This window comes from Paenibacillus sp. SER-28 (assembly GCF_052906305.1).
The window spans coordinates 197367-218341 of sequence record NZ_JBRECM010000007.1; the positions used below are offsets into that span (position 1 = coordinate 197367).

The window sequence follows — 20975 nt, forward strand, 5'->3', positions numbered from 1 at the left end:
GTGTTATACTATTGCCGTCGGTAATTTTGTGTTTAGCACTTTACTAATGATAAGGATGGTATGCTTATATGATCAGTACAAGCGGCGTAACGCTTCGTTATGGTAAACGCCCACTTTTTGAAGACGTAAATATCAAATTTACTCCTGGGAACTGCTACGGCCTGATTGGGGCGAATGGCGCGGGTAAATCCACCTTTTTGAAAATTCTTTCCGGTGAAATCGAAGCCAATTCTGGTGAGGTTCACATGACACCGGGCGAACGGATGGCAGTCCTCAAGCAGAACCATTATGAATACGATGAATTCCCGGTTCTGGAAACCGTTATTATGGGTCACACGCGTCTGTATGAAATCATGAAGGAAAAGGATGCGCTGTACGCTAAAACGGAGTTTTCCGAAGCAGACGGTTTGCGTGCCGGTGAACTGGAAGGCGAATTTGCAGAGCTGAACGGTTGGGATGCCGAGCCGGATGCAGCTGCATTGCTGATCGGTCTTGGTATTCCGCGTGACCTACATGATAAAAATATGTCTGAGATGAGCGGGAACGACAAGGTACGCGTTCTCTTGGCTCAAGCGTTGTTTGGTCGTCCGAACAATCTGCTGCTTGATGAGCCTACCAACCATTTGGATCTCGAATCCATTCAATGGCTGGAAAATTTCTTGATGGACTATGAAGGCACCGTCATCGTTGTATCCCATGACCGTCACTTCCTGAACAAGGTATGTACGCATATTGCGGATATCGATTTTGGTAAAATCCAGATGTACGTCGGCAACTATGACTTCTGGTACGAGTCCAGCCAGCTTGCGCTTGCATTGACTCGTGATGCGAACAAGAAGAAGGAAGAAAAGATCAAGGAACTGCAAGCCTTTATTCAGCGCTTTTCCGCGAATGCTTCCAAGTCCAAACAGGCAACTTCACGTAAAAAGCAACTGGATAAAATTACGCTGGACGATATCCGTCCTTCAAACCGTAAATATCCGTTCATTAACTTCAAGCCTGAGCGTGAAGCGGGCAAACAACTGCTGACCGTAGACAGTCTCAGTAAAACCGTTGAAGGCGAGCAAGTGTTGAACGAGTTCAGTCTGGTTGTGAACAAGGGCGATAAAATCGCGTTTGTGGGTCCGAACGGTTTGCCTAAAACGACGCTCTTCCAGGTGTTGATGAACGAGATTGAAGCAGACAGCGGAGAATTTTCTTGGGGGATTACAACTAGCCAGGCTTATTTCCCGAAAGATAATTCCACCTATTTTGAAGGTGTGGACATGAATCTTGTGGAATGGCTCCGTCAATATTCCAAGGATCAGGACGAAACGTTCCTGCGCGGCTTCTTGGGACGTATGCTTTTCTCTGGAGAAGAAGCGCTTAAGAAAGCAAGTGTGCTGTCCGGGGGCGAAAAGGTTCGCTGTATGCTGGCGAAAATGATGCTGAACGGTGCCAATGTGTTGCTGCTGGAAGAACCGACCAACCACTTGGATCTGGAGTCCATCACAGCGCTGAACAATGGTCTGATTGATTTTGATGGTACTATATTGTTCACATCGCATGACCACCAGTTTATTCAAACGATCGCGAACCGCATCGTGGAAATTACACCAAACGGCGTAATCGACCGTACGATGAGCTATGATGAGTACTTGGAAAATGAAGAAATCACAAAGTTGCGTGAACGTATGTATCCGGTAGAAATCGGCTAACTTCAGCAACTAGATAAACGAAAGAGGAGCTCCTTCAGGCCATTAAGATGGCAGGGAGACTCCTCTTTTTCGTTTTTGTACCATGCCCATAGCTTACTTGGTTCTGGCAGTGAGGTACGCCAGACCTTTGATACCCTATTAAGGCTATGAGGTGGATTATGATCCGCCTGTACGACGGCGTTGGTTGTTCGGCTTCTTCGTATTTTGGCTTTTCAGTGTTTTGGTGGAACCGCCTTGAAAGCCGCCCTGCTGTGAAGCGCCGGACTGCTGTTTTTTTTGTGCCAGCTTTTCCCGAATGGCATCTGCGAGATTAACTTTACGTGGTTCATTGGCATCGCTCATGAATAAATTCCTCCTGTTGCCGCCAGATTCATGTCAATCATGCTGGATTGAAGAAAAACGCGGCTGTGTCCTCATTTTATACGTTTTTAAAAGAAGGGACAAGGGCAACAATGATAACACACATCTTAGGTGGGGTGGAAGAGAAAACGTCTGTTTTTTGTGTGAAGGAAAAAATGTTTTGTGTAACCTACAGGAATGGGGTCTGGCAATACTTTTTCGTTGTTACTACAGCGATGCAGAGCGGAAAGACTGTTTCTCTAGACCCACACAAAGTTCGTCTGCTATCCTGAAAATAACAGTTAACCCAAGACAAATTGTTATTATTCAGGACAGCGATGCTGCTATTTTTATTTTGGGCCCGGTGAGATCGTTCTGCTGGAAACTATATATTTGAAGGAGTGTCCTACGTTGTGGTAAATGTCTATGAAGAAATACGAAAAGGTGAGCGTGGGGCGTGGGTGAGCATTGCTGCTTATCTCTTGCTGTCCGCCTTTAAGCTGATTAGCGGATATATATTTGCTTCTAGCGCGTTGCGGGCGGATGGCTTCAATAATGTCACCGATATTGTAGTGTCGGTTGCTGTACTGGTGGGGCTGAGAATTTCCCAAAAACCACCGGACTCTGACCATGCCTATGGACATTTTCGGGCAGAAACGATCGCGGCGCTGCTGGCGTCCTTTATTATGGCTGTCGTCGGTTTGCAGGTGCTTATTGATGGGATCGGGAGCATTTTTAAGGGCGGAAAGCAAATACCGGATATCACCTCCGCGGGTGTAGCTGTGATTTGTGCAGTGATTATGCTGGGAGTGTACCTTTACAATAACAGACTGGCACGGCAAATTAACAATAAGGCTTTGCTGGCAGCGGCCAAGGATAATCTATCGGATGCACTTGTCAGTGTTGGGGCAGCAGTTGGCATTATCGGCGCACAGTTCGGGCTACCCTGGCTGGATACTGTAGCTGCGATCGCGGTAGGATTCATCATATGTAAAACAGCGTGGGATATTTTTAAGGATTCCACGCACAGCTTGACCGATGGATTTGATGAGCAAGAGCTGTCTGACTTACGGAGTACGATTGCCTGTATACCTGGAGTAGAGGGGATTCGGGACGTTAAGGCACGTGTACACGGCAATCATGCGCTGGTGGATGTGGTCATTGAGGTGGATCCGCAACTCAGCCTGATTGAAGGGCATCGGATCAGCGACCGGATTGAGGAACGCCTGCAAGAGGTTCATAATACAATGCATGTCCATGTTCATGTAGAACCCAAATTATAGATTAATTATTAAATAGTTAGTATTAAAAGTGACTTTAGACCTATATGCAAAAGCCGTATACGCTTCCTTTTGTGACGTTTGGATTATATCTCTCTTCCTGCTGCTTTTACTATAATGAAGGCATGTCCGGCTATATTCGTCGGAATTGGATATGCTCTTCAAATTCGTAAAAACAGCCAGGAGGTGCAACATTGAGAAGACGCGTGATGGGAATGCTCATGACGTCAGCCGCGCTGTTGGCAGCAATTCATGTGGCGCCGGGTCAGGTTGACGCAGCGGCACCAACAGCATCCACAGGACAGAAGGCGGTTATTCAGGCGGCTGTAAAGCTTAGATCCGGTCCTTCGACTACAGGGGATGTAGTCAGCTTTATGAAGCAGGGAGAGGCCGTAACGGTATTGGAGAAAACGAACAGCTATTGGTATAAGATCAAGACTTCTGATGGAGTAACCGGATACACTAGCAGCTCCGACAAGTACATAAAAATTGGCGCTACCAGCGTCGCTGCTGCTGTCACCCCGTCTACCACTCGTAAATCGGAAGCCACAGAGTCAGTTAAAAATGTTTCAGCTAAAGAGGCAGTCGCCTCAGTGAATAGTTCTGCCGGTCAAACGAAAGCCACGATTCAAACGTCCGTTCGTTTGCGGGCGGAGGCATCCACTTCTTCCGAGGTTTTGGGCTATTTGAATGCAGGGGATGTCGTTACGATTACCGACCCAAGTAATGCTTATTGGTTCAAGGTTACCAATGCTGATGGTACGGTGGGCTACGTCAGCTCGTCTCCACAGTATATTCGTATTGGTGAGGGCGTTGTTGTGCAGCAACCTGTGTCTGCTCCGGTGACAACCACTCCTGATACTACCGCAATACCTGTGACAGCCTCTCCTGCGTCAACTATGAACATGTTTTCCGGTGATGCAGCGGCTGCAATAGAGCAGGTTATTAACACGGGGATGACTTATCTCGGAACACCATATGAATATGGTTCAGATCGTAACAGTACGGCTACTTTTGATTGCTCGGCATTTACCCGTCAAATTTTCCGTCAGGCTGTAGGTATCCAGCTTCCGGCAGATTCTCGTTCACAGGGTGAGTGGATCAAGCAAAACAGTCAGCCGAATACGGACATGACTACACTGAAGCGTGGCGATTTGCTCTTCTTTACAAATTATAATGCATCTTCCGGGGCGTACACGTCCTTGGATAATTCCTCCCAAACGATTACACACGTAGCTGTATATTTGGGAGACAACAAGCTTCTCCATACGTTTTCTGTAGCGGGTGGCGGTGTAAAAGTTACGGATTTCAGCAAGCCTTGGCAGGATCGTTTCCTGTTTGGGGGCAGCGTGATTCAATAAAGCCCTGCTAACTGTTAAAAAGCTGCATCAAAAAAGGATGTTCCACAGCCCTGTTAACCAGGGTGGGAACATCCTTTTTTGATAAACATTTAGAATATTGCTCTTGTGCAGCTAGCATCCGATAACTATGAAACCCGTTTTCTTCCGGTAAAGAGTGAAATGACGAACAACACCAGAAATATAACAAATAATATTTTAGCGATTGTAGCAGCTATGGACACGACGATACCAAAAAAACCTAAGATCCCGGCGATCACAGCAAAAATTAAGAATAAAGCGGACCATTTTAGCATGTTCTGTATCCTCCTTTAATTGTATATAATGTGGCATACTCACGCTCCGATAGAGCGTGGTTGCAGATGACAATGACTTCTATAGATTATTCGTGGCTGTGCCATCGTTATATGGTGTTTTAAACGGTGCGAGAGTCCGTGAATCATAACGTTTGGAGCGGAGAAGAAGCCAGCCTGGACGTTGTTTCGTGTCTGAATCTAAAGGGTAACTATGCAGTAATCATAAACATCATCGTGAAAGACGAAAGAGAGGTTACGCTATGTTAACACAGGTCAGCATTTTTATTATTGCTATCGCATTTGCAGTTCTCGTTATTTTCCTCATCAAAACGTTAAAAGCAGCACAAGGCTCTCTGGATAAGGTGACTCAAACCTTGCAGGATGTACAAAAAACAATAGATGAACTGAGTTATGAAGTAAAACAAACGGTTCGACATGCGAATGACATCACCGCAGACGTTGATCATAAATTGAAGCAAGTGGAGCCAGTGATGGAATCGGTTAGAAACTTGGGAGAGGTACTCAGCGAAGTGACGCTGGCTGCCAAGCAGGCTTCAACAGCGTTAATGACACGGTTTCAGAAATCGCATAGCGCTACGAGTAATACCTCCAGAACGGATCACGCGATCAAGGCAACGACACCGAATAGACCTTTGACCGCAACGGAGCGGACGGTTCAGAGCTACAATGCGACGTATGAGGAACCTGCGGCCAAACCGGGTAAAAACTGGTTGGGTTATGTAGACATCGCTGCTGGGGTGTGGCAGAAAATGCGTCAGTAGCATAGTGGCTGAACCGTAAACTACAGGAAATTCATTGAAAGGGTGAGATTTATGATGAAGACGTTATTACTAGCTGCTGGTTTGCTCACTCCCTTTTCCGGACAGGATACGGTTCAGCAAACCGTTTCCCCGCAAACAGCGGGGCATATGGTTAGGACTGTGCAGACGATACCCGCTCCACATGCTGTACCAGCAGATTTTCATACCTTAAATGGCATATCTTTGGATGACACCCGTGCGGATGTGTTGAAGAAGCTAGGCAAGCCACAACGAATCAAAAAGGATACGCTGCTGCTTTCTACAGAATACCAATATCCAGATGTTGTCGTAGGTATGCGTGAGGACGTCGTTTCTTATGTGCATGTAGATCCTGCTGCTGGTCGAATCAAGGTAAATGATAAGTGGCTGCCGCTGCAACGGAAAACGCTGGATCAGGCGCTGGGTGGCTCGCAATTCACGGCGGAAGACGGAGAGGTCTATGTACGCGGACAACGTGCAATCAAAGTGTTTATGGATGAGACGTCTGATAAACCTAAGTATGTTGAGTTTTTTGATGAAACGGAGTGGTAATCGATTTTTACGAGGCGTGACATAACATGGAAGTTTCAAATGGATATGTGAAGTGTAATAGTCAGAGAAGTCAATCCTTAAAGGAGCGTGAGAAACATGAATCAGACCAATCATAAATCTTATGCCAAAGTGGTAGATAACGGTGTACAAGCCGTTGAAGCAGTAAATGAGTTGCGTAACACGGGCTATCGTTATGAGGATGTGTTCGTGCTCGCTCATGATCAGGATCGGACAGATCGTATTGCCGATACGGTGGATGCCAAGGAAATCGGGATTAAGGAAGAGGGCGTTTTCGATTCATTAGCCAACTTGTTCCGTTCCCGTGGCGATGAGCTTCGCGCTAAAATTACTTCTTTGGGATTTACAGATACCGAAGCTGACTTTTATGAAAAAGAACTGGATCAGGGTAAAGTGCTGGTCATTGCTAAAAAAGCGTGATATTGCTGTTCAACATAAAAGCAGAGTGACATTAGATTCGAAAAAGAGGATGTTGACCGCAGCACAAGTGTTTCGCGGGTTCTCCAAAAACATAGATAAGGAATGGGGTTTTAGCCTCATTCCTTATCTATGTTTTTGGAATGCCTTCTTACGGAAACACTACTTCTAATCAACAAGGGTGTTGCCGTTTAAGTAGGTATAGTATAATACATGAGTTACAGATAAGGAGAGGCCAATGAGAATTCTAATTGTTGACGATAACCCGACGAATGTCATTATTATTCGTGAAATACTGAAAAAAGAAAATTATCGGGATGTGATCTCTGCTAGTTCGGCCGCAGAAATGTTGGAGCATCTGGGAATCGGCGACCGTACCATTAGTCTCAGGCCCCGTCCTTCCGATATTGATCTGGTGCTGTTGGATATGATGATGCCTGAAATGGACGGCATTGAAGCTTGCAGTATTGTGCAGGAATATGAGCATTTAAAAGATATCCCGATTATTATGGTAACGGCGGTAGGAGATTCCAAAAAATTGGCCGAAGCTCTAGATGTGGGAGCCGTCGATTACGTCACGAAGCCGATCAACAAGGTAGAGCTCATGGCGCGAATCCGGTCTGCTTTGCGTCTCAAACAGGAGAAGGACTGGCATAAGGATCGGGATCAGCGAATTCAGGATGAGTTGAAGCTGGCCGCGATGGTGCAGCAGGCGGTGCTTAGTCCTGCCATCCATGACCCAGTGCTGCAAGTGAATGCGCTCTATCAGCCTTCCTTTGAACTGGCAGGGGATTTATATTCATGGTATCCGTTAGGGGAGGGGCGATATGCCATCATTTTGCTTGATATGATGGGGCATGGCATTTCTTCCTCGTTGTTCTGCATGTTCATTGCGTCTGTACTTAAGGATACGGTGACCACATATGTGGAGCCTGAGAAAGTCATACAAGAGCTGAATCGTCGTTTTAATCAACTGGATCTGGGCAAGCAGCTGGTACAGTATTATTTTACGGCGATTTATATGGTGATTGATACCCGTTCACGGCGAATTGACTATGTAAATGCGGGACATCCTCCCGGTTTGCTGTTCAACCAGGATGGCAGCATTACCAAATTTGACCGTGCATGTAGCCCGGTTGGTTTGTTTGATAAGATTGATGCAGAAATGCACACGATTCATTATGAAGGAACTGGACATATCGCTTTGTATACGGATGGCTTGCTGGAAGCGGTGGAAGGTGAATATGAGGAGCAGTTGGAGTATCTGACTGAGTGTCTACGTAAGTATGAGGAATGGAACGAAGAAGCGATGCTGGATGCATTTTTTCGTAATGAGACGCCACAGGATCGCGATGATGATAAGTGCCTGATCTGGATTTCATTGAAAGAGGGAGAGAGCTTGCATGAAAATCAGAAATAAACTGCTGATCGGCTTTGGATCGCTTATGGCGATCCTCCTTGTGCTGACGCTAATCAGCTATGACCGGATGGGGAGCCTGAATGAACAGCTAAACCAGGTTTATCAGGATCGATATATGAAGGTCCGGAAAACAACAGCTATTCGCGGGCAGGTGAATGATATGGCCAAAGTGATGGCCAATCTGATCTTGAATCCAGGTTCCTCCGTTAGTGAGGCCAAACGCGAGCTGGACGATATTTCGGCTACTGGGACGAAAGTGCTGGCTAGTCTGCAAACGAATTCCGGCACCAGTGAAGAGCAACAGCAGGTTGATCGGGTAGCCGTCGCGTGGAATGAATTTTTAAGTTACGAACAAAGACTGGTTTCTTTGTTGGGGCAAGATCGTATTGATGAGGCTAACGCTTTCCGCAATAGTACTGGTTTGCCTGCCCAAGAAGAGGCGATGGATAGTATTAATGCCCTTGCCGTTTTTCAGGATCGGGAAATTGATAGCGACATGAAGCAGGCCAATTTGGCGTATGAAGAATCTGTGCAGATTACCACAATTCTGATGGCCGCCGGCCTAATCATGGGCTTACTGGTTATTTTGTGGGTGCTCCCAAGCATTGCCAAAGGTCTAAATGTCGTGAATCTCATGATTAATGGTTTTGGCAAGGGAAAATACAGGGCCATTAGCCGAATGAGTGTTTCTTCCAAGGATGAAATCGGGGAAGTCGCTCGTGTATTTCAACAAATGGCCGGAGACTTGGAAGAAAAGCGGAAATTTGAACATTCCGTCCTTCAAACGCAGAAGGACCAAACTTGGCTTAATGCCAATACTGCTCGGGTGACTGAGTTGTTCCGCGGTGTGAATTCACTGGAGCAGGTTGCTCAGATGTTCATTAGTGAGTTTACGCCCATCTTGGGAGGCAGCTATGGAGCCATCTATTTGCAAGGGAAAGAGGTAGAAGATAACCGTTTTAAGTTATACGGCTCCTATGCAAAGGTGACTGGCGAAAATTCGATTAGGGACGTTATCCATGTGGGCGAAGGCTTACTCGGACAATGTGTTCTGGATCGTAAGCCGATCTTGATTACAGAGGCTCCTGACGGATATTTGTCCATAGGCTCTGCCTTAGGAGAAAGTAAGCCGGTGGGAATTATGATTTTCCCTATTTTGTTTGAGGATGAGTGCATCGGTGCTGTAGAAATAGCGTCACTGGATCGCTTCAGTGATCTGGAAACGAAGCTGTTTGCTCAATTAGTAGAGAGCTTGGGGATCATTCTGAACAATATCAAGGGACGAATGCGTGTAGAGCAATTGCTGCGCGAATCTCAGGCACTTACTGAGGAATTGCAATGCCAATCCGAGGAACTACAAACTCAGCAAGAGGAACTCAAGCGCTCCAACGAAAATTTGGAGGAGCAAACAGAAGAACTCAAGCGTTCAGAGGAATTGTTACAACGTCAACAAGAAGAATTGGAGCATTTTAATACTGAACTGATTGCCAAAACGAGAGCTCTGGAAGAACAAGTTCGAGAAGTGGAAGAAAAGAACGACGAGATTGAACATGCACGAGCTCAGTTGGAGCAACAGGCCATGCAGCTAGGAATCACAAGCAAATACAAATCCGAGTTTTTGGCCAATATGTCTCATGAGCTGCGTACTCCGCTAAATAGCTTGCTTATTCTATCTCAGCTCTTGTCTGAGAACAAGGAAGGCAATCTCAAGCCAAAGCAGGTGGAATATGCACAAACCATTTATATGTCAGGCGCGGATTTGTTGAAAATGATTGATGAAATTCTGGATTTATCCAAAGTGGACGCTGGAAAAATGGATATTAACCATGAAGCGGTCCACTTGAAGGAACTGGAACTGTTTGTGGAGCAGAATTTTGCTCCGGTCGCAGCCCAACGTGAGCTTCAACTGCATACCGAAATCGAAGAGAACTTGCCAGATGCCATTATCAGTGACGGTTATCGTCTCAAACAAATTTTACGTAATTTGCTGTCCAATGCGTTCAAGTTCACCACAGAAGGTTCTATTCGTTTCAGTGTATCTCGGGCAAACGGAGAGCAGCTTCCTAGTCTGCTAAATCCACGGAGATCCTATTTGGCTCTATCTGTGCGCGATACGGGCATTGGGATTGCTTCCGATAAAACGGATCTGATCTTCGAAGCCTTCCAGCAGGTAGACGGTACAACCAGTCGGAAATACGGGGGGACAGGACTAGGTCTGTCGATCAGCCGCGAGCTTTCCAGATTGTTGGGCGGCGTTATTACGGTGGAATCCGAGCAGGGACAGGGCAGTTGCTTCACATTGTATTTGCCGGAACAAACGCCAACGGCTGAGGATATGGATTCTCATTCGAGAGAGGAATTTAACGGTAGGGTTGTGAATTCGGATGTTGAGAATGTCGCAGCCTCGGCAGAAACGGATCTTCCCATGATTATGCCTGCTAAACGGTTGCCATTATATCAGATGCCTTCGAAAAACAAAGCAGCGGACATTATTCATCCGGGGGACGACCGAAACGAGATTACCTCACAGGATAAAGTGCTGCTGATTATTGAGGATGATATTAATTTTGCTAATATTTTGTACGATATGGCCCGTAGTCGGGGCTTTAAGGCCCTGATCGCTCTCCAAGGAGACGATGGGCTCAACATGGCTCAGTCTTATTTGCCGGACGCTATTATATTAGATATTCAATTACCTGTGATGGATGGCTGGTCCATTTTGGGCGAGCTAAAAGGAAATTCATCGACACGTCATATTCCAGTGCATGTTATTTCGGTCATAGATGATGTGAAGCAGGGCTTGATGATGGGCGCGATTGCCTATCTCAAAAAGCCATCTTCGAAGGAAAGTCTGGATAAAGCATTTTCACATATCAAATCGTATACGGACCAGATGGTCAAACGTCTTCTTGTGGTTGAAGATGATGATAATCAGCGTAAATCCATTATTGAGCTGATCGATCATGATGATGTTGCCATTACGGCGGTATCGACAGGTCAGGAAGCACTAAATGAGCTGGCTACCCAGCGGTATGACTGCATGGTACTGGATCTGATGCTGAGCGATATGACTGGTTTTGAACTGCTGGATCGTATTCGAGAGAATGAGCAGCTAACTGATCTGCCGATCATTATTTATACAGGCAAAGATCTGGATAGCAAAGAAGAAACGCAACTTCGTAAATATGCAGAGTCTATTATTATTAAGGATGTTAAATCGCCGGAACGGCTTTTGGACGAAACAACGTTGTTCTTGCATCGTGTAGAGGCGAACCTTCCTGAGGACAAACGCAAAATTTTGCAGAAGCTATACAACAAGGAAGAACTGTTTGAAGGTAAAAAAATATTGTTGGTAGACGATGATATTCGCAATGTATTTGCTCTGTCCAGTGTGCTGGAAAGCTATCGTATGGAGGTTACCTTTGCGGAAAATGGAAGAGAAGCACTGGAACTGCTGGAACAGACACCTGATTTTGATCTGGTGCTGATGGATATGATGATGCCGGAAATGGATGGATATGAAGCGATGCGACGTATCCGGCTAATGCCACAATTCGAGAAGATGCCTATTATTGCCCTGACAGCCAAGGCCATGAAGGATGATCGTTCCAAGTGTATTGAGGCAGGCGCTTCCGATTATGTGAAAAAACCGATTCAAACCGAACAGCTTTTATCATTAATGCGGGTTTGGTTGTATTCGTAACCCAAAAAAATGGGTAATATAAATCGACACATGATTGGAGCGGCATAGGCAAAACCTATTTAGGAATTGGAGAGAGATTATGACATCTAAGGATATGGCGGATAATGCTGCTAATGAAGTGAAATCGAATGATACTGAGCGGGAATTGATTGAGATTGAGCTGTTGCTGGAAGGTATACATCGGCTGTACGGCTACGATTTTCGTAACTATGCTCTGCCTTCGATTAAGCGGCGTGTTTATTATCATGCGCAGTCCGAGAACGTAAGCACGATATCAGGACTTCAGGAGAAGGTGCTGCATGATCGCAGCGCCTTCGATAGACTGGTACAAAGCCTTTCCATTCCGGTGACCGAGATGTTCCGTGACCCGGAGCTGTTTCTAAATTTCAGGCAGAAAATCATTCCTATTTTGCGAACGTATCCGTACATTCGAATCTGGCATGCAGGTTGTTCCACTGGTGAGGAAGTATATTCTATGGCGATCTTGCTGCATGAAGAAGGCTTATATGATAAGGCTCGCATTTATGCGACGGATATGAATAACCTGTCTTTACAGCAGGCGAAGGAAGGCGTATACGGGATCGACCGAATGAAGCTGTATACCAAAAATTATTTGGAGTCCGGGGGCACACAATCGTTCTCTGAATATTATACAGCCAAGTATGATTCAGTGATGTTTCATCCTTTTTTACGGAAGAATATTATTTTTGCGGAGCACAACTTAGCGACAGACCGGTCCTTTAACGAGTTCAATGTGATTTTTTGCCGGAATGTCATGATCTATTTTAACGACGAACTTCGCAACCATGTACATGGGTTGTTTTATGATAGCTTAAGTCATTTTGGTGTGTTGGTGCTTGGGGCCAAGGAATCCATACATTTTACCGATTATAGTGATTCCTACGAGCCGCTGGACCGGATAGAAAAAATATACCGGAAGATTAAATAGAGATGCTTAGGAGGATTCCATGGGGCTTCATGAACCGATTCATATATTGCTGGTAGATGACAGACCTGAGAACCTGCTCGCTCTTGAGGCGGTGCTGGAGAGTGAACAATATAATCTGGTAAAAGCCACATCCGGGGAAGAAGCGCTGCGATGTCTATTAAAAGATGAATTCGCACTTGTAGTCCTTGATGTGCAGATGCCGGGTATGGATGGAATTGAGACTGCAAAGTTAATCAAGGCCAGAGAGAAAACAAAGGATATTCCGATCATCTTTATTTCAGCTAACAGCAAGGAAGCTGAGCATTTGTTTGCGGGATATTCGGCCGGTGGTATTGATTATATGGTGAAGCCGTTCATCCCTCAAATTCTCAAGTCCAAAATTGAAGGCTTCGTGCAAATGTATCTGACAAACAAACGCTTGAAGACACAATCCATGCTGCTTCACCACAAGACGCAGGAGCTTGAGAAGATGAACAGCGAACTGATTGCCGCCAAGGAGGCAGCAGAGATTGCTGCCAATGCCAAAACGGAATTTCTGGCAATGATGAGCCATGAGATCCGTACACCTATGAACGGTGTTATTGGCATGATTGATCTGCTGATGGAGACAGAGCTGCAGACCGATCAGCAGGAATATGCTGATATCATCCGTCGTAGCGCAGACGCGCTGGTAGCGGTCATTAATGATATTCTGGACTTTACCAAGCTGGAGTCAGGCAAAATGGAGGTAGAGGAATATCCTTTTGATCTGGTTTCCTGTATCAAGGAAGTTTTCAGCCTGTTTACAGTAGAAGTCAACCGAAAGAATTTGGAGCTGGTTTATTTTCTCGATGAACAGATGCCACCGGTGTTATATGGAGATATGGGGCGATTGCGACAAGTATTGATTAACCTGGTATCCAATGCCGTCAAATTTACAGACCGAGGCGGGGTATATGTCTTCGCATCTGTCAAAGAGCACAGTGACAATGGACTTACCGTTGAGTTTTCTGTGAAGGATACAGGCATTGGCATTGATTCGGCTAAGGTCGGAAGGCTATTTCAGCCCTTTTCCCAACTGGATTCTTCAATGACGCGTAAATATGGTGGTACCGGGTTAGGACTTGCCATTTGTAAAACCTTGGTGAATATGATGGGCGGAGATATTCGTGTAGATACGAGTGGAGAACAAGGCGTGACGTTTCATTTTACAATGAAGCTTGGCTTTGCTGAGGAAAATGAACTGGAGGGGGAGTCCAGCCACGATTGGGAAATTCCACATCAGGAGTCTCCAAGTCGTAAACCTGTACTGGTGGTGGATGACCATCCGATCAACCAGAAGCTAATGGTTAATATACTGGATAAGCTTGGTTTAGCTTCAGATGTGGCAGCAGATGGGCAACAGGCGCTTGATATGGTCATGGCGAATCAGGACTATGACTATATCTTTATGGACTTGCAGATGCCCGTGATGGACGGTCTGGAATGTACGGGTAGAATGCGTAAACAATTGGCGGGAAGATCCCAACCTGCCATTATCGCCATGACGGCTAACGTCATGGAGGGTATTCAGCCTCGATGTATTGAAGCTGGGATGAACGATTATATTAGTAAGCCCGTTAAAATCAGCAGTGTAAAACAGGCGTTGCTACGGCATTCTCCGGACCATTTTCCAATGCAGCCGGGTAAAGATCAAATCAATGAAGCCTAGATGGTGGCATTTGGTAGTGTTTAAAAAGTTATACCGTGATTCAAACGCTCGTATAATGGGTTAGTATGTAGGGAAATCTTTTTTCGGGAGAGTAGGCCTATGAATACAAATAAAAATGAGAAATTTAATGCAATTACAGAAACAACCGATGGCGTAAATACCGTTTATCTGAGTGGAGAGTTGGATCTTTCGGTAGCACCTGATTTTCGTCTGGTGATGGAGCCTTTGGTGGGGGAGTCCAGCCAAGATTTGATTATTAACTTGAGAGACCTTAAATACATTGACAGCACGGGTATTGGTATCTTGTTATCTATTTTAAAAGCAAGGCATGGGATGGAGTCCCGGTTTACAGTTCAAGAGGTACCGCCTCAGATTCAAAAGCTGTTTGATATGACCGGTATTGCCAAATTCTTTGCCCCCCAGGAGAATTCCCAATAGGAAAGGAAAGAAAAAGAAATGAATGCTCAAATTCAAAAAGTAGTTCTTAATTTGCCGGCAACTGCTGACTTTGTTGATATTGTAAGATTAAATTTATACGGTATTGCCGCGAAAATGGGATTCTCTTATGAGGATATTGAAGACATGAAAGTGGCTGTATCGGAAGCCTGTAATAACTCTGTCCTTTATGCATATGGTCATGAGGGGGGAGTCGTGGAAGTAACATTTGAATTTGATGAAGCTTCGTTGTCCATTCGTGTCAAAGATGAAGGGGAGAGCTTTGAACGTGTGGAGGACCCGTCCCGTATCGCATCCTTGCATGACAAGGAGTTGAATGATGCGCAGATAGGCGGATTAGGCTTTTATCTCATGCAGGCGCTTATGGACGATGTCCATATCTTGAATGAGACAGGAAAAGGCACCGAAGTGGTGCTGGTAAAGCGCCTGACCAGAAGTGAGGAAAGAGTATGAATGAAAAGGTAACTCCCCCGGAGTCGATGGATGAAGCCGTTGGTCTAATCTGGGAGTACCAGCAAACAAAAGATAACGAGATTGCTACCGTGCTGATCCGCAAGTATGAGCCGATGGTCAAGATGGCTGCCGGGAAGATCTCCCGTAACCGTCCGGATTTATACGAGGATTTATATCAGACCGGTCAGATGGCTTTGATACGTCTGCTTCAGCAATACGATATCAGCTTGGGTATCCCATTTGAACCGTACGCTATGAAAAGTATGTTGGGACATATGAAAAATTATTTGCGCGACAAATCCTGGTACATTCAGGTTCCTCGCCGTATTAAGGAAAAGGGTGCGCTTGTTCAACATGCTATTGATGAACTGACCGTTAAATTGGAACGCTCACCCAATGTAGACGAGATTGCGACCTATTTGGATCTTACCGTGGAAGAAACGATTGAGGTGCTTGCTGGCCGTGAGTGCTATCACTATGTTTCACTGGACTCGCCTTTATCCCAGGAAGAGAGTGCAGCTACGTTAGGCGAGCTCATTAGCTCGGATGCTAACGATTATGACACTGTGGAAAAACGAATGGATTTGCAGCAGGCTTTAAGCCAACTGAAGGAGCAGGAACAAAAGGTGCTTCTTCTGGCATTTCAGGACGGTCAATCTCAACGTGCGATTGCACAGACGTTGGGCGTATCGCAGATGAGCGTTTCCCGTATTCAGAAGCGGGCAACGGAAAAGCTGAAGCAGATTATGTCTAATTCCTCTATTTCATGAGAAGACCGCGGAATTCTTGGCTTAACATATTTGGCGTCACATCGTAAGGACACGTTATTCCGATATGGGAAGCGTGTCCTTTTTATAAAGCAAAGAGGTTGGGAGGAAGGTTGGAATCCATGACAGCATTTGAACAGATTTCTTCCTTTCGCGGAGGATGGGAATGGTGGGACATCAGTGCTGGGAATTGGCAAGATTCGGTCATACAGCACTTGAAGGAGAAGCTCCCAGAAGCCGCAGAATGGCTGGACAAGGTAGAGGACATTCCATCCAGCTTTATATCTGTGCGCTTTCCAGATGGCAATCAACCCTTAATGTACGGGTCGTTGATTTACTCCGTTCAGGAGGAGATCGACAGTCAGCGTAATTGCAACAAGTTTTATTTTCTGGTTCTAAACCAAAAGTTAGTGACGTTAAATCTGGATCAAAATACCCGTGAAATCATGCACACCGCGGAACGCCAAAAAATGCTGGAACAGTGTGAGGATGCAGCTGACGGCATGTTTGTATTGGCGAGGGCCGTGCTTCATTATTTTCATACAGGTATGGATAAGTTCGAGATCAACCTGAGAAGACTGGAAGAGGAGATGGAGAAAAGGAATGCCCGTACGCTGATGGATTCTATATTGAATGCACGTTTCGAGCTATTGTATTGGAGCAATATGTTCATTCCTTTTTCAGAGCTGGTGACGGCTTCTCGGGAGGCATATCTGGATCAACTGGAGGAGAATCGTTTTTTTAAGCAGTTACTTTACCGTGTTACTCGGATGGAAGGACTTTTCCTGCATTATGAAAAGGAAATCGACACATTGATCTCCATTGACGACGCCATTTCCGCATTTAGGGGGAATGAGATTACGAAGACGCTCACCATTGTCACCGCCGTATTTACACCAGCAACCGTAGTGGGCGCTATATGGGGCATGAACTTTGAAAATCTGCCTTGGATTAAAACAGGCTGGGGTTTTACCACCGTGATTATTGCCACACTGCTAAGTATGGCGGGAATGTACGGCTGGCTGATGATGAAGGGGTGGACAGGAGACTTATTGAAGGCTAACAAGCGCAACAAATTGTAGCGGCTGACTACAGCTGTTACAATGTACAAATAAAAAACGATCCATCGTAACTGGAGGCTCTTTGAGGAGTCCGTTACCGGTTACGATGGATCGTTTTTAAATGAGATAGGGACAATTACTTAGTACCTTGGCTCATTTTGATATATCCTAATAATTCGGCGATGAAATCTCCGATGACCGGAAGATTTAATTGCACCAGGAAACTGAGCAACCAAGCGAGCAAGGCGAGTATGACCACTGTACCCAGCGTAAGACCGAGACCACGTGCAATGCCTGCGGTCAGATTGCTCATAATTCTTCTTTTAGTGCTGGAGTAGTTCTCCAGAATATCTTTGAATTCTGCTCTTTCGAGCGTATCTGCTATTTGATCTAAGCGTTTGTTAAGCCGCTTGACCTCATGGCGCAGCTCAAAAGGATGCTCATTTACATCAAAGTCTCTCTCCTGATCATGTGTTTTAACATGATTATGAGTAGAAGAAGTCTGCTTGGATGAAACTTCATCTGGCTGATCTTGAGCCTGTAGGGGATGAAAGGTTCTTTTGTTGTTCGCGGTAAGATCATCTCCATAGGAATTTGGCTTGTTCATTGTCATCCCAGCCTTTCTATCATTTAAAAACAGCCAGCTTCTTGCATGCTGGCTGTTCAGTGTCTAGGGCTTATTTTTTTGCCATCAGAATGTGTAGCTATTAGGAATTTGCATTCAATTGTTTTTGCGTATTCTTGGCCGCTTGAGCCGTTGCATCCATAACTTCTTTATCCGCTTTGGCTGCTTCATTAGCGACATCTGCAGAAGCTTTGGTTACGCTGGATACGATGTTGTCTTTACTCTCGGATACCGTTTTGGCTACATCTGCTGTTTTGGTGGAAACGGTTTTGGCCAAATCTGTCGCTTTGCTGCTCACTACAGATGCCACGTCCTTTGTTTTATCAGAGACAACTGTAATTTTATCAGACAGATCACTACGCAAATCACGACCCGGCTTCGGCGCGAACAGCAGGGCTGCGGCAGCACCAATCAAACCTCCAATAAATAAACCTTTTGCAAAACCTGAAGTACTTGCCATATTTTGATTGTCAATGTTACTCATGTTATATCACTCCTCTTATAGAATTAAAGAATAAAAAATATATATAAAATTTTAGGTAGCCCTTCTTAATAGCCTGGACGCCAGTCCGAGCAAGAACACGAACAATGCGGTTCCGAGTATGGCTGGAATGACTGCAAAATCTCCGATGACCGGGCCCCAGTCTCCCAATAGCATGACACCTAGCCAAGCTCCTACAAATCCAGCAATCATAGAGCCCGCAATGCCGCCAGGCATTTCATGACCAGCCAGTGCATCGCCAATCAATCCGATAATAATAGCCATTACAATACTTAGTACAATTCCCCACACAAGGATCGCCTCCCTTATCCTAAGTTCACAAAACCATAACGTTTTTGATGAATGCTGAGCTTCGATATTGCTGTGCCTTGCTTACTTCGTATATAAACGTCGTGACCCGGAGTGAAACAAAAAGCCGTCTCGGACATTTATCGGTGGGGGGTGGAAGGAAGCTGCATGCGCGCTTGCCAATAGATCACAGGAACAGTAAACACCAGCCAAATTATACCCGCAATATAGCCACCCACGATATCTGTAGGAAAGTGAACGCCTAGATATACGCGGCTTAATCCAATCAAGAGAATCAGTAGTGCACCCAGAGCGCACGGAAGAAAGAGCGAACGCCCACGAATCTTTCGTTCTATGGCCCAAATGGCAAATATCGTTCCGAAAAATCCCATAGAAATCATCGCATGACCGCTGGGAAAACTATAACCCCCGGCTTCAACCAAATGTTGAAGTGACGGACGTTCCCGTTGCAAAATTTCCTTAATGAGCGTATTTAGCACCCACATCGCCGTAAAGCTGCTTAGGATCGCAAAGGAATAAGCTTTTGAACGAAGGCTGACCCAACACAAGGTAGCAGCACCGAGGGCGATGATCAACGACATGCGGAGTGAACCTAAAGATGTAATGAATATAGCGATGGTTAGCAGTTGGTAACGAGCAGCTGCTGTGTCTGGAAAAACGGCATCCTGTATGCGTTCATCCCAATATAGAAAAGGAGCTGTGCCAATCCACTTCACAGAGTAGGCGATGAGAAGCAACACAGCGATCATGATAATAGATGCATACAGACTACGACGCAAATAGCTTGGTAGGAACCGGGATGATTGGGGTTCATGGGATAGCATATGTAATAAATCTCCTCCTTATGGCTGTAATAGATTCAATTTTTCGTACTATTAACTTAACTAATAATGAACTTAAGAGCAAAAACCGACGGAGAAGACAGGCTGATTGAGGCATATAAGCCCGGGGTAAAGGGATCGTATCACAGCGTTTGTAATGCCAGGGCCGGAAGTGGAATAGTCATCACGAAGCAAGGCTACTTTACGGAACTGTAATCCATGGAGGTGTTAAGGATGATTAAAATAGTGACATCGGCAGAAAGACATACCTCAAATAAAGGATGGATTCATAGTGAGTTTAGCTTTTCGTTTGCCGATTATGAAGATCCGAGCAATGCCCATTTTGGCTGTATGCTAGCCCATAATGATAACGAGCTTGAACCGCAGCAAGGCTTCAAAAGACATCCGCATCACGATTTGGAAATCGTCACCTACGTGATTGAAGGCCAATTGCATCATAGCGACAGCTTAGGACATGAGCAGGATTTGAAAAGCGGCTCGATCCAGGTTCTGAGTGCAGGCACCGGAATTGAACATGAAGAGCGAAATACTGGGGATGAAAGACCGGTTCGTTTTTTGCAAATGTGGTTTTTACCCGAGAGTCCTGGCATTCAGCCTTCTTATCAGGTGCAAAGATTCAAGCACAGTGAACGTCTAAATCGGCTTCAGCCTGTTGTGTCTGGTTCAGAAGTGGAGGGAGCGTTATCCATCGCGCAGGATATAAATCTGTATCTGAGCAGATTGGAAAAAGGACAGCAGCTTGAATATCCGCAGCAAGAGGAGCGCCGCACCCACATCTATGTAGTTAACGGTCATGTGGAAGTTACGTGCCAGGATGGGGATTTTCAGTTAGGGCCTGGCGATGCCGCGCGAATTCAAAAAAGCTGTACATTAAAGATACGAGCTACAGGTAATGAGGATATATCTGAATTGGTGTTAGCGGATTTGCCTTGAAGCATCCTTGAGTGAGTGAAGAAGTGTATGAAAATGCGCATATGCAATCGAAAAAATAAAGCTCGTATCCCGTTGCACGTCTGTTGAGACGAGCGGGAATACGAGCTTTATTTACGCTGACAGGGCCACTATCATGAAGGCTGTTGTTCATGATGATAGGTTGTAATACAGCTAAGCTGTATTCCTATAAGCTAATTCAGGAGGACTTACGCAATCTACCCAGTTCAGAAACAATAGCTTCAACCTCTGAAATGCTCAGGTTAGGCTTGCTTATCACCATATCATAGACATCGTGGATGTCCTCGTATTGCTCCAGCGAGAAAGCGGATGCCTGCATAGCAGCACCACTCGCCATACGGAGCTTGGTTTTAATACCCTCAATCATATACTCAATGTTGGCATGAGACGGTACAGACAAATCCATCGTTAATTTTCCATCCTTTCATAACAGGGGAAGTTGCCTGTATTGTATCATGTTTTTGTTGTAGAATGTACTGAAAGCCAGATT

At 45.4% G+C, this 20975-nt stretch carries 22 protein-coding genes; 15 read left to right on the forward strand and 7 right to left on the reverse strand.

Features of this window, described 5'->3' with window-relative positions; translation table 11 throughout:
• Positions 1-68 precede the first annotated feature (68 nt).
• A complete protein-coding gene (locus ACUYLD_RS17620) occupies positions 69-1697 on the forward strand; it encodes an ABC-F family ATP-binding cassette domain-containing protein (protein WP_061831472.1) in 1629 nt (542 codons plus the stop codon).
• Positions 1698-1853: 156 nt separating this feature from the next.
• On the opposite strand, the gene ACUYLD_RS17625 is transcribed toward ACUYLD_RS17620, so the two are convergent.
• A complete protein-coding gene (locus tag ACUYLD_RS17625; RefSeq protein WP_029517162.1) occupies positions 1854-2039 on the reverse strand; it encodes a hypothetical protein in 186 nt (61 codons plus the stop codon).
• A gap of 410 nt (positions 2040-2449) precedes the next feature.
• Between ACUYLD_RS17625 and ACUYLD_RS17630 the strand changes: the two genes are divergently transcribed.
• On the forward strand, positions 2450-3319 hold the full coding sequence (locus ACUYLD_RS17630) for a cation diffusion facilitator family transporter (protein WP_061831470.1): 870 nt from the start codon (positions 2450-2452) through the stop codon (positions 3317-3319).
• Positions 3320-3510: 191 nt separating this feature from the next.
• Positions 3511-4677 (forward strand): C40 family peptidase, encoded by a 1167-nt coding sequence (locus ACUYLD_RS17635; protein WP_348620594.1) that lies wholly within the window; start codon positions 3511-3513, stop codon positions 4675-4677.
• A gap of 125 nt (positions 4678-4802) precedes the next feature.
• Here the strand turns inward: ACUYLD_RS17635 and ACUYLD_RS17640 are convergent, their stop codons facing one another.
• Positions 4803-4970: a DUF1328 domain-containing protein gene (locus ACUYLD_RS17640; RefSeq protein ID WP_028541846.1), complete on the reverse strand. Its 168-nt coding sequence runs from the start codon at positions 4968-4970 to the stop codon at positions 4803-4805.
• A 260-nt stretch (positions 4971-5230) separates the two neighbouring features.
• Between ACUYLD_RS17640 and ACUYLD_RS17645 the strand changes: the two genes are divergently transcribed.
• The 11 genes from ACUYLD_RS17645 (at position 5231) to ACUYLD_RS17695 (ending at position 17277) form a co-directional block, all read left to right on the forward strand.
• Complete coding sequence (locus ACUYLD_RS17645; protein ID WP_250266674.1) at positions 5231-5752, forward strand: DUF948 domain-containing protein; 522 nt, start codon at positions 5231-5233, stop codon at positions 5750-5752.
• A gap of 51 nt (positions 5753-5803) precedes the next feature.
• On the forward strand, positions 5804-6322 hold the full coding sequence (locus ACUYLD_RS17650) for a hypothetical protein (RefSeq protein ID WP_446675632.1): 519 nt from the start codon (positions 5804-5806) through the stop codon (positions 6320-6322).
• Between the two features lie 96 nt (positions 6323-6418).
• On the forward strand, positions 6419-6760 hold the full coding sequence (locus tag ACUYLD_RS17655; RefSeq protein ID WP_023990277.1) for a general stress protein: 342 nt from the start codon (positions 6419-6421) through the stop codon (positions 6758-6760).
• A 235-nt stretch (positions 6761-6995) separates the two neighbouring features.
• Positions 6996-8177 (forward strand): PP2C family protein-serine/threonine phosphatase, encoded by a 1182-nt coding sequence (locus ACUYLD_RS17660; protein ID WP_028541849.1) that lies wholly within the window; start codon positions 6996-6998, stop codon positions 8175-8177.
• Positions 8161-11880, forward strand: coding sequence for a response regulator (locus tag ACUYLD_RS17665; protein ID WP_446675633.1), 3720 nt, complete (start codon positions 8161-8163; stop codon positions 11878-11880). The genes ACUYLD_RS17660 and ACUYLD_RS17665 overlap by 17 nt, the downstream gene beginning before the upstream one ends.
• 79 nt (positions 11881-11959) lie before the next feature.
• Complete coding sequence (locus ACUYLD_RS17670) at positions 11960-12829, forward strand: CheR family methyltransferase (protein ID WP_023990274.1); 870 nt, start codon at positions 11960-11962, stop codon at positions 12827-12829.
• A 19-nt stretch (positions 12830-12848) separates the two neighbouring features.
• Complete coding sequence (locus tag ACUYLD_RS17675) at positions 12849-14519, forward strand: response regulator (protein ID WP_446675634.1); 1671 nt, start codon at positions 12849-12851, stop codon at positions 14517-14519.
• A gap of 99 nt (positions 14520-14618) precedes the next feature.
• Positions 14619-14957, forward strand: coding sequence for an STAS domain-containing protein (locus ACUYLD_RS17680; protein WP_061831464.1), 339 nt, complete (start codon positions 14619-14621; stop codon positions 14955-14957).
• A gap of 18 nt (positions 14958-14975) precedes the next feature.
• Positions 14976-15428: an anti-sigma B factor RsbW gene (gene rsbW, locus ACUYLD_RS17685; protein WP_061831463.1), complete on the forward strand. Its 453-nt coding sequence runs from the start codon at positions 14976-14978 to the stop codon at positions 15426-15428.
• Positions 15425-16198 (forward strand): sigma-70 family RNA polymerase sigma factor, encoded by a 774-nt coding sequence (locus ACUYLD_RS17690; protein WP_013311929.1) that lies wholly within the window; start codon positions 15425-15427, stop codon positions 16196-16198. The genes rsbW and ACUYLD_RS17690 overlap by 4 nt, the downstream gene beginning before the upstream one ends.
• 119 nt (positions 16199-16317) lie before the next feature.
• Positions 16318-17277: a magnesium transporter CorA family protein gene (locus ACUYLD_RS17695; RefSeq protein WP_061831462.1), complete on the forward strand. Its 960-nt coding sequence runs from the start codon at positions 16318-16320 to the stop codon at positions 17275-17277.
• 115 nt (positions 17278-17392) lie between these two features.
• Here ACUYLD_RS17695 and ACUYLD_RS17700 read toward each other — a convergent pair whose 3' ends face one another.
• From ACUYLD_RS17700 to ACUYLD_RS17715, 4 genes are all read right to left on the reverse strand, one after another.
• Positions 17393-17869: a DUF5665 domain-containing protein gene (locus ACUYLD_RS17700; protein WP_165179367.1), complete on the reverse strand. Its 477-nt coding sequence runs from the start codon at positions 17867-17869 to the stop codon at positions 17393-17395.
• Between the two features lie 94 nt (positions 17870-17963).
• Positions 17964-18365: a YtxH domain-containing protein gene (locus tag ACUYLD_RS17705; protein WP_446675635.1), complete on the reverse strand. Its 402-nt coding sequence runs from the start codon at positions 18363-18365 to the stop codon at positions 17964-17966.
• Between the two features lie 51 nt (positions 18366-18416).
• Complete coding sequence (locus ACUYLD_RS17710) at positions 18417-18674, reverse strand: GlsB/YeaQ/YmgE family stress response membrane protein (protein WP_069011991.1); 258 nt, start codon at positions 18672-18674, stop codon at positions 18417-18419.
• A 137-nt stretch (positions 18675-18811) separates the two neighbouring features.
• Entirely contained in the window at positions 18812-19516 is a 705-nt protein-coding gene (locus ACUYLD_RS17715) for a phosphatase PAP2 family protein (protein WP_446675636.1), read from the reverse strand.
• Between the two features lie 231 nt (positions 19517-19747).
• Between ACUYLD_RS17715 and ACUYLD_RS17720 the strand changes: the two genes are divergently transcribed.
• On the forward strand, positions 19748-20467 hold the full coding sequence (locus ACUYLD_RS17720) for a pirin family protein (protein ID WP_254327104.1): 720 nt from the start codon (positions 19748-19750) through the stop codon (positions 20465-20467).
• Positions 20468-20663: 196 nt separating this feature from the next.
• Here the strand turns inward: ACUYLD_RS17720 and ACUYLD_RS17725 are convergent, their stop codons facing one another.
• Entirely contained in the window at positions 20664-20891 is a 228-nt protein-coding gene (locus tag ACUYLD_RS17725) for a DUF1128 domain-containing protein (RefSeq protein WP_013373034.1), read from the reverse strand.
• Between the last annotated feature and the right edge of the window lie 84 nt (positions 20892-20975).